Genomic DNA, 11,256 nt, shown 5'->3' with positions numbered 1-11,256 from the left:
CTGTTCGTCTGCGGGATTAAAAGATTCCAGCATCGATAATATTTCCACGGGTATATATACCGAAGCCGGCCGATAGAAAGCCCGGTTATAGATATATACCTCGTTGGCTGTGTGTCGAAGTATTTTTCGTGCCAGCTCCAGGCTCCATTCACGGTCGCTCTGTTGCATCAGCATAATGACCTCAGCCGGTTTCTGGTCAAAGAATTTGATAGCATACCGTTCACGATCGGCAGCCGGCAACGCGCCCAGCAGCATGATGATAGAACTATCGATCACATCTCCCCCGCGGTCAAGTATATTTTTGATCCAGGCATGATCCTGAAACCGCACAGCTGCCAGAGCAAGTGCCGGCATATAAAAAGCAGTATGCTTCTCTTTTCTGAACAGTGCTATAATTTCTTCTGCCGGAAGCTGCAGGTGATCGTTCCAGAATGCAGGTGGCACTGCTGATATAAGCTGAACCAGTATATACTGCCCATCGGATACATTCTTGCTATTGCTTAATTTATCGATACCGGTTTTAAATACAGGCTCGGGAATAGCAACCGTTTCATCTATACTTAGCGTTGATTTATTGATCATCCCCAATAAAGCTTTACCGGTTTTGATCGTCACGGTATCTTTTAGTATAGCCTGATATTGCTGTACAACAGACGATGCAGGGATCAGCTTCATTAGTTCCAATACAGCCGTATTTACTTTCTGCCCTTTTTCTTTCAGTGCTTCAAGCCAGGGTAAATCTGCTGCCGAAAGATTTACTTTGAGTATATCCAGAAAGGCTGCTTTTTCATTGGCGCCTTCGCTGGCCCAGGTTGTTTGAAGAAGTGTGATGGCTTCTGCAGGATTTTGTTTACGCAACTCGCGCAGTAATTCTTTTCGCTCTTCCGGTTTACCGGTTTCCCATATAGCTTGCTGATCTTGCGTTGATGAAAAGAAATTCCATGCAGGATTCAGCAACGTCAGCCACACACCGCGATTACCGCATACCTCCATAACAAGCTTGCGAAGTTCTTTTCTTCGTGCCGCTATATCCAGCAAAGAAGGTACTATCTCTGGTGGTACACATAAACCTTTCGAAGCGCATTGTGAGAGCCACAACTCCAAAAAAGGCTGATGCTCTTCTGCGAGAATAGTATATAGTATATTTCCGGCCAGCGCAGTGCAATACGCCTTCGTTTCTTCTGCTGCTACCGGCTGTACTATTGTTTGAAAATCGGGAGGCTGCGATCCGCCCTGTCTGTATTGATACGCCAGCGAAGCAAAACGCAAAAAATCCTCTTCAGCATCCTGCGAATCCTGCAGTACTAATTCGCCTGCTATATATTCAGGTATATCACTGGTGCGAAGCGGTTGTCGCGTACTGCCAAGTGATGCACGATTAATTATTTCTTCCCAGAATTTCATGCAAGTAAAGTATACTGGTTATCCATCCAGGCTCCTAAAGGTTCAAAAGTATTTTCGTTGCCGACAGCAAAAACATGCAACGGCTTACCGCCACTCACCGCTAACAGCTTCCATAAATTATGTGCCTCTTGTGTGATCCACGCACCTTTACCACCCGCATCTTTCAGCAACCACTGATGTGCTGCCTTTACAGGAACTACATTTTCTACAATAACGGGCAGGCTACTGGCCCAGGGGTTGGCTGTATGTATAGCACTTGTAAATGCCGCTGCTTCACTCCAATCTTTTAGTCCGCTGATAATGGCATTATTGTTTACACCAAACTGCTGGCGTATGAGTGCCCGAAACGGATTTGCTCCGCGGAAATATACCAGCTCGGCATCGATGCTCGAACCCGGCAACAGGTTTACTTCGGGTAATTGCCCGCGAACATAAAACTGCAATATCAAGGCATAGCGTTGCGATGTACTGCCATATAACCAGTTGCGTTCGGTGGTAAGGTTATCTTCTTTCTCCGTACTCTTCGATAATACAAACCAGTTGTCGCGTATACCAGTCACGCTTCGAAGTTCATCCTGGTTCTGGGTAAACCCAATCAACGTCTTCAGTTCATCCTGCAAGTCGCCCGAAAGTATATCCATGCGCGGGAATCCTTCGAGGGCTAAGTATATACGAATGATCTGATCCAGAAAAAGTGATTGCCAACCATCCTGGTATACATTTATATCGCGCAGCGCACGCACCATTGCTGCAAGACCCGATGCCTGCGCATCGACCATTCTTCGCGCCATGTTTTCAAAGTACGATGCATCTTTACCCGGTATATTTAGCAGACCGTTACGCACAATATCCTTTATCCAGAGACGCAGATCGGCCATGCCATCTTCCACACGCTTCATGCGATTCTCCTGCCGCCTGGCTTGCTCTGCCGGATCTGCCTTCTTTTCTTTTTCTTTCTTCTCTGCTTTTTTCTCCTCGCGATCGGTGCGTTTATCCAGCCACCCCGTTACCCAATCCGGTTCAGCAGCAGCCGTAAAAATTTTCTTATCGCGGGCATATAGCAGCATCAACCCGAGGCCATGCTTGCAGGGAAACTTACGACTAGGGCACGAACACTTGAAGGCTACATTTACCAGGTCGATCTGGGTTTGATACGGAAGCTTTCCACTTCCCTGACACTCGCCCCACAAGGCACGCTCACTTACTTCGCGCTTTACCCACTTGGATGCATTCGCCAGTTCCTTACCTGATTTTTTAGACGATTCATCAGGAGCCAGGGCCAGTATCTGTTCTTCAGAAAAATTCATACAGCAGAGAAGTTCACGTGGGCAATAATATCAAAAATACTTTCAAAATAAGCAGCACCAGTTGCACAGTGAATGAATAATATAAATAATTTAACAGAGAGTCTTTTGCCCGGAATATCAACGAGATTTTTTCTCTTTTACTTATGGAATTATGCCGCATTCGGCATCTTACCATCGTTCTACACAACCTACGCTTATGAAATCTGTTTTACTGTCGTTGAGTTTTATGCTGTGTTGGGGATGCGCCCAGGTGTTGGCGCAATCCGATGTCTATTCCAGGCTCTGGAGTGATGTATATCGTTATGAAATGAATGAACAGACGAAGTCGGCTCTCAAGGTAGTCGATTCGCTGTATAACCGGGCGAAGCGCGATAAGAATATACCGCAGGTTACCCGTGCACTTTTATATCAATCCAAGTTTGCGCTTACGTTACAGGAAGATGCTGAACTGCACATCGTTCAGAAATTCAAGAAAGAAATTGCTGTAAGCAAGGCGCCACTTCGAAATATACTGGAGTCGCTGCTGGCCGATATTTACTGGCAGTACTTTCAGCAAAATCGTTGGAAATATTACGATCGATCGCGAACAGAGACAAAAGTAAATGAAGACTTCCGCACCTGGGATGCTGACGCGATGTTTAAAGAGATACACCACTACCTCCAGCATTCGATGCAGGATGTACCTCAACTCACTGCTATAAGTCTCGCTTCGCTAAACGACATTATCCTGCAGGGTGAAGGCTCGCGATTATACCGGCCTACGGTATACGACCTGATCGCCCACAACGCACTGGATTTTTATACATCAGGTGAAAGCGGTCTTAGCAAATATACCAGGCCGATGTATATTAAAGACATTCGTTACTTCAACGAGTTTGAGAGCATGACCATTCATGCGCCCGACAGTTCATCTACGCAACTGCAGGCACTTAAAATATACCAGGCATTGCTCCGGTTTCATAAAACTGCAAAAGATACGAGCGCCTATATCGACCTTGAGGTCGATCGCCTAAACTGGATAGCCACAATGGGTATATTTGAAAACGCCACTGACCTGCATATGAAAGCACTGGAACAACTTCGGTCGGTCTATCAAAAACATCCGGCCTCTACGTTGGTCGATTTTGCTATCGCTTCTATTTTTTATGCGGATGGAAACAATTATAAACCCGAAGCACCGGCAAAACAATTCAAGAAACGTGAAGCGGTTAATGTATGCAACCAGGCGATAGCACGCTTCCCTGCCAGCGATGGCGCACAAAAATGTCTCGCCCTGAAAAATATTATTCGCCACCCTCATCTTGATTTAAGAACCGAGCTATATATACCAGTAAACACGCCCTCGCGCATTCGGGCAGAGTATACTAACACTAACCAGTTATCGTGCAAGGCATTTGCTGTTACCGAAGAGTTTTTATATCAATTCCGCAATATGGAGAAAGATTCTTTGCGACTGACGGCACTGGAAAAAATCACACCAACCGCTGCTTGGCAGGCAAATCTTCGCGATCTGCACGACTACCAGGAACACAGTACTGAAATTGTTGTGCCTAAGTTGCCGCCATCCAAATATATACTTCTGGCGCAAGTACCTGCTGATTCAGCAACAACGGGTACAGGAACCTTTGCCTATGCTATTATACAAGTAACCAACCTGGCCTTGCTTGAAAATATATCGCAGGACGCCTATCGTTACCAGGTGGTGGATCGTAACAATGGCAAACCGATTAACGGAGCGGATGTACAGTTGCTCTCTACAGGAAATGATAATTCTACACCAATCATCTTAAACTTCACTACAGACAAGAACGGATTTTTCGAAATAAAGAAAGATGGTCATGATTCATACCAGGCCAGTATAACGGTGAATTATCAGCAAGATCATGCTGATTTTGGCGGTTACTATATATACGGGTCGTACAACCAAAATAACGACAAAGAAGAACTTACTGCGCGTTCGTTCATGTTTAGCGATCGCAGTATTTACCGGCCAGGACAAATCGTATATTTTAAAGGTATACTTATTAAAACGAAGGGTAAAAAATCAACGGTAGCTCCCGGTGAATATGTAGAAGTATTTCTGGAAGATGTGAACGGGAAAGAGGTAGGTTCGCTCAGACTCAAAACAAATGCTTTCGGTTCGTTTAGCGGAGAGTTTAAATTACCGGCTTCCGGGTTAACAGGAGAATATAGCCTGTATGCTGATGAAGATTCTGAAGACACTGAATTTTATGATGACTATGACTTTGACTATCAAACCCTGGAGATCTCGGTAGAAGAATATAAACGTCCAACGTTTGAAGCATCTTTCAAACCGGTAAAAGAAATCTTCCGGGTAAAGGATACCGTAACCGTAAAAGGAACTGCTATATCTTTTAGCGGGGCGAAAGTTGGCGGGGCAAAAGTAAATTACAGAGTGAAGCGCACCGTTCGATACACGCGCTGGTATAATCGTTACGAATCCGGTGAAGATGACGAAATCGCGATAGGCGAAACGATAACAGACAAGAGTGGTGAATTCTCCATTAACTTTCCGGCTACTCCAAGCGAATCGTCAACAAAAGAAGATCGCCCTGTATTTGAGTACCAGGTAACAGCCGATGTTATCGACATCAATGGCGAAACGCGAAGCACTTCTACAACGGTACGGGTAGGCTACCACACGCTTTCGGCTACGCTCCAGGCAGCCACACTCATCGACCGAAAAATTCCGGAGAATACTATTACGGTCGTAACCGAAAACCTGAACGGTGAATTTATACCCGCACAAGGCACAGTATATATTTACAAACTGCAATCACCGGAAACACCGGTTCGTCCGCGGCCGTGGACATCTCCCGACACTCCATCATTAAGTGAAGAAGAATTCAAAGCACTCTTCCCGCACGACTCCTACAAAGATCAAAGTGATCCATCCAAATGGGAGAAAGGCAAGCTGATGTTCAGCGCTCCGTTCAATACTGCTAAATCTAAAGAAGTAAAATTTAAAACAAACACTGCATGGCCCCTGGGGCGTTATGTGATGGAGCTTACTTCTACTGATGCTGCCGGTATGACGATCAACGATAGACATACGTTCACCGTATTTGAAACCGGTAGCCGTGCCGTTGCCGATAACCAGCTCCTGTTGCTTGAGGCTGACAAATCCAGTTATCGCGTAGGCGATCTGGCCAAGATCAAGATAGGATCTGCTGCACCGGATATATATGTTACCGTATGTTTTGAGCGCAACAACACGATTGTAAAAACTTTTACAGAACATCTTTCTGCCAGCACTACTACATTCACAATACCGGTTACCGAAGGTCTTGACGAAGGCTTTGTGGTTCATGTGAGTGCTGCTGTTTATAATGTATTTCTATCCGACAATGAAAAGCTATCCGTTACATCGGAACGCAAGCACATAGAAATTGAAACGGCCACATTCAAAGACAAACTGCAACCGGACTCCCGACAAATGTGGAGCTTCACCATCAAAGGAGATGAGTCGTCCAGGAAAGAAGCAGAAGTGCTGGCTTCCATGTACGATGCTTCGCTCGATCAGTTCAAACCACATGCGTGGTCATTTAACCCGATACAAGAAAAACGTTACTATAGCAGCTACCGCACAAACAGCTCGCACAGTTTTGGTACCACAGCCTTTACGCTCAACAGTCGTGTTATACCCTATCGCTCCCGCGTTATACCTCATCAACAATATGATCATTTCGAATGGTTTGGATTTAACATCACCAACAGCCATTATACCAACCGCCAATATCTGAGCCGGCTATATATAGTAGGGCCCGATCCGGCCAATCCATCCAAAGTAAGCATGGCAAACAGCCGACAGCGAAAAGAAGGCTATATCTATGGTATAATCACCGACAGTAACGGGAACCCATTGCCCGGAGTAAATATAGTTGTAAAAGGTACCGTTACCGGCACTACTACCGACGCTGACGGAAGCTATATAGTAGAAGCCGGCAAGGATGATATACTGATATATAGCTTTATTGGTTATGCTACCGCCGAAGCAACAGTGGGCCGTAAGAACACCATTAATGTATTGATGGAAGAAGAAGTGATGGCCTTATCGGAAGTAGTGGTAACGGGATATGGCACAACGGTAATGAAGCGAGAGATGGTGGGCAGTCAGGCAATGGTAGTTGAAACTACTCAGGAAAGCGATGTTGTATTTGCTTCTCTCGGGGGAAAGACAGCAGGCGTACAAATTACCAATATGCCCGGTGGTGGTAATGCACGCATTGTAATTCGTGGAGCCTCTACACTGAATGGAGATGCCAAACCACTTTATGTTATAGATGGTGTTATTGTAGAGTCATCGCAGATCGATCAAAGTGATCTGGAAAATATACAGGTATTAAAAGGAGCAGACGCTACGGCGCTGTATGGCGCACGCGCTGCCAATGGCGTGATCATTATCAGCACCAAGTCGGGTCAGAAGAAAATGGACGAAGAACTTGCCAAAGTAAATGCACGCAAGAACTTTAATGAAACTGCTTTCTTCTTTCCACATCTTACTACGGATGACGAGGGAAAGATACAATTCACATTCACTACACCGGAGTCGCTTACACGCTGGAAGCTGCAACTGCTGGCTCATACAAAAAATTTACTCACCACGACCAAAACGCTGCAGGCTGTAACACAAAAAGAATTGATGGTTACTCCCAACGCGCCACGCTTTCTGCGCGTGAATGATGAAATTACATTCTCGGTAAAGATTGCCAACCTTTCCGGTAAAACGCTGAATGGAAAAATTGCGCTGCAATTATCCAATGCTATAACCGGTGCATCAGCCGATCAGGCCTTTGGAAATATAGTGCGTAACCAAACGTTCCGGATCAATGCAAAAGGAAATACTGAAGTATCGTGGCGATTAAAAGTGCCTGCCGGTATAGATGCTGTGCAATATAAAGTAGTAGCCAAGGCCGGTAACTTTAGCGATGGCGAACAAAATGCGTTGCCGGTATTATCCAACCGCATACTGGTAACAGAGTCGCTGCCAATGTATGTGCGCTCCGGACAAACCAAAACATTTACACTCGACAAACTAAGGACTACACACTCTCCTACACTGCAACACCATCAACTTACATTAGAAGTAACATCTAACCCTGCGTGGTATGCTATACAGGCCTTGCCATACCTGATGGAGTTTCCGCACGAATGTGCTGAGCAGACTTTTTCACGTTTCTATGCCAACGCACTGGCTACACACATTCTGAACAGCACACCGAAGATCAAAGAAGTATTCAATCAATGGTCATCGTCTGGTGCACTGATCAGCAACCTGGAGAAGAGCCCTGAGCTGAAATCGATTATCATACAGGAAACACCCTGGCTGCGTGATGCCGAGAGTGAAACGGAACAAAAGAAGCGGGTAGCATTACTCTTCGATCTCAATACGATGAAAGATCAGTGGCAATCAACAATTAACAAACTGAAGGAGATGCAAATGGGCAACGGAGGTTTTCCGTGGTTTAGTGGCAGCCGCGAAGCAAGCACCTATATTACACAACACATTGCTTCAAGCTATGGCCATCTGAAACATCTGAACGTGGTAACAGCCGATAACGCTGCTTCTGACATGATGCGTAAGGCCGTTAAATTTCTCGATCAGCAAATTGTTCGCGACTATAATGAATTACAGAAAACAGCAGACAACATGCGGATCAAAGCCTCATCACCCACCGAAGGAAACAGGCTCGTGCAAGAGTATATCAGCCAGCGGAATATATATAATCACCACGTTCACTACCTGTACATGCGCAGTTTTTTCCCGGATATACCTTTTGACTGGAAGACCCAGGAAGCTGTGCACTATTACAAGACACAAAGTGCACAATACTGGCTCGACTTCAATTTATATTCCAAAGGTATGATCGCCCTGATCCAGCATCGCGATCAGAACACTACAGTATCCAAAAACATTTTGCGCTCGCTGAAAGAGAACAGCATCGTAAGCGAAGAGCTGGGTATGTATTGGAAAGAGAACAAAGCCGGATGGTTCTGGTATGAAGCTCCCGTTGAAACACAGGCGTTGTTGATCGAAGCATTTGCTGAAATTGATCCACAGGACATAAAGACGGTGGACGAACTTCGCGTATGGCTGCTCAAGAACAAACAAACCAGTCAATGGAAAACAACCAAAGAAACAACGGAGGCGGTATACGCTCTGCTGCTTACCGGAACAGACTGGTTGCCGATCGATAAGCAGGTAGATGTTACTGTTGGCAATAAAAAAATTACACCGGATGCCAAACAGACTGAAGCCGGTACCGGCTACTTTAAACGCGTGTGGAAAGAAAATGAAGTAACACCCGCAATGGGAGAAGTTACTTTAGCCAAGAAGGATGATGGTATAGCGTGGGCCGGTTTATACTGGCAATACTTTGAAGACCTCGACAAGATTACGCCTGCAGCCACACCGTTGGCGCTGAGCAAAAAAGTGTTCCTGGTAAAAAATACAGATACGGGAGAATTACTCACCGAAGTGAATGTTAACCAGCCGTTGGAAGTAGGCGCACTATTACGGATACGCATTGAACTGAAAGCCGATCGCCCGATGGAATTTCTGCACATGAAAGACCTGCGTGCCGCTGGCCTCGAACCGGTTGATGTACTCTCAACCTATAAATGGCAGGAAGGCCTGGGCTATTACCAAAGCACTAAAGATGCTTCCACCAATTTCTTCTTCGACAATATGCAGCAGGGTATATATGTATTTGAATACGACTTGCGCGTAACCAACAAAGGCAATTTCTCCAATGGCATCACTACTATACAAAGCATGTATGCTCCGGAGTTTAGCAGTCATAGCGAAGGTACAAGGATCGTGGTGAAATAACCTCACCTAAATCCTCTCCTTCGGCGAGGGATTTAAAAAGTGATGGGAGGCGACCCCTCGCCTCCCGTTTTCTCTTATACCTAACCTTATACCTAACGATGTTATTGTTATTCAGACCGCAGGTTGTTCACGGGTTTAACCAGTGCTGCGCGTATTGATTGATAACTGATCGTGAGCAGTGCAATCAACACCGACATAATGCCGGCCAGAACAAATATATCCCAGGTGATCTCCGTTCGGTACGAGAAATCCTCTAACCACTTTTGCATCATATACCAGGCAACGGGTGCGGCAATTACTATAGAGATGAGCACCAGTTTCAGGAAGTTCAGGGTAAGTAAATTAAATATACTCTTGAGCGATGCGCCCAATACCAGGCGTATGCTGATCTCCTTGCCCCGCTGCTCTACCATAAAGGCAGAGAGTGCAAATAAACCAAGACATGCCACTATAATAGCGAGTATAGCAAAGCTGGTAAAGATGCGGCCCATGCGCTGCACATCATCATACATTCTGGAAAAACTTTCATCCAGAAATGTATAGCGGATCGGTTGATGGGGCGATACTTTTTTCCAGATCGCTTCAACGGATGCCAATGTAGCGGCCATATCTTTCGTGTTTACTTTGGCTGAAATTATATTGCGACTATCTCCCAATACAAAACACAGCGGACCGATCTCGTTTCGCATCGACTCGAAATTAAAATCTTCCACTACGCCTACTACTGTATAGGAGCGCCAGTTGGCTACACGTTTACCAATGGGATCTTTCAAGCCCAGGTCGTGCGCCATTTTCTGGTTTATGATAATGGAGGCAGAATCAGAAACCATGTCTTTTACAAAATCTCTTCCGGCAACAATCTTCATCCCGAGGGTGGTGATATAGTCCGGGTCAACCTGCCATATCTGCACACCTATAGATTTCTCCTCCTTTTGCTTGCCATCATTCCAAAAGCCGTTACCATTTCGCTTTGTGCCGCGTATCGGTAAATAATCACTTACCGTAACATGTTTCACCTGCGATAGCTGCAGTAATTCGTCTTTGAATGTTTTTACTTTATCGCCCAAGGTATTGGTGCCCTGAATAACCAGCACCTGGTCTTTTTCAAAGCCTACTTTCTTGTTAAGTATATATTCCACCTGCCGGTATATAATAAAGGTGGCGATGATGAGAATGATCGATGTGGTAAACTGAAATACCACCAGCACACTTCGCGTGGAAGAGTTTTTACTTCCACGGCTTATATTTCCTTTCAGCACTTGTATGGGCTTGAACGATGACAGGTAGAAGGAAGGATATATACCAGCTACAATGCCTACCAAAAATGAAGCGCCAATCATCAAGGGTATAAACCACCATTGCTGCCACGGAAATACCAGGAGTTTTGCCGCCAGCACATTAAAGTATGGCAACAACATCCACGCGATAAAAATCCCGAGAGCAAACGAGAAGAAACTATATAGCAGTGACTCTACCAAAAACTGACTGATAATGTTACTACGGAATGAACCCACTGTTTTTCGAAGTCCTACTTCCTTGGCACGATTAGCCGATTTGGCCGTAGACAGGTTGATGAAATTGACACACGCGAGCAATAGTATAAATATAGCAATGGCACCAAACAACCACACAAAGCGAATATCGCCATGGCTGAGCGGATCTTCTATACCTGCATTATACAGGTGTATATCC

Annotated in this window: 4 protein-coding genes; 1 reads left to right on the top strand and 3 read right to left on the bottom strand. The window is 45.3% G+C overall.

Translation table 11 applies throughout. The features are described 5' to 3' along the window. Both VIN08_RS07720 and VIN08_RS07715 read right to left on the bottom strand, forming a co-directional pair. A partial coding sequence (locus tag VIN08_RS07720) for a DUF5691 domain-containing protein (protein WP_331962698.1) occupies positions 1-1,404 on the bottom strand: 1,404 nt, incomplete at its 3' end. Next, entirely contained in the window at positions 1,401-2,711 is a 1,311-nt protein-coding gene (locus VIN08_RS07715; protein ID WP_331962695.1) for an SWIM zinc finger family protein, read from the bottom strand. The genes VIN08_RS07720 and VIN08_RS07715, both read right to left, overlap by 4 nt. A gap of 196 nt (positions 2,712-2,907) precedes the next feature. Between VIN08_RS07715 and VIN08_RS07710 the strand changes: the two genes are divergently transcribed. Next, positions 2,908-9,564, top strand: coding sequence for a carboxypeptidase-like regulatory domain-containing protein (locus VIN08_RS07710; protein ID WP_331962692.1), 6,657 nt, complete (start codon positions 2,908-2,910; stop codon positions 9,562-9,564). A gap of 107 nt (positions 9,565-9,671) precedes the next feature. On the opposite strand, the gene VIN08_RS07705 is transcribed toward VIN08_RS07710, so the two are convergent. Continuing rightward, the coding region (locus VIN08_RS07705; RefSeq protein WP_331962689.1) for an FtsX-like permease family protein at positions 9,672-11,256 on the bottom strand (1,585 nt) is incomplete at its 5' end.

The organism is Ohtaekwangia sp. (assembly GCF_036568665.1).
Lineage (GTDB): Bacteria > Bacteroidota > Bacteroidia > Cytophagales > Cyclobacteriaceae > Ohtaekwangia.
The sequence above is the reverse complement of the archived record's forward strand: the minus strand, read 5'-3'. Positions and strand labels throughout refer to the sequence as shown.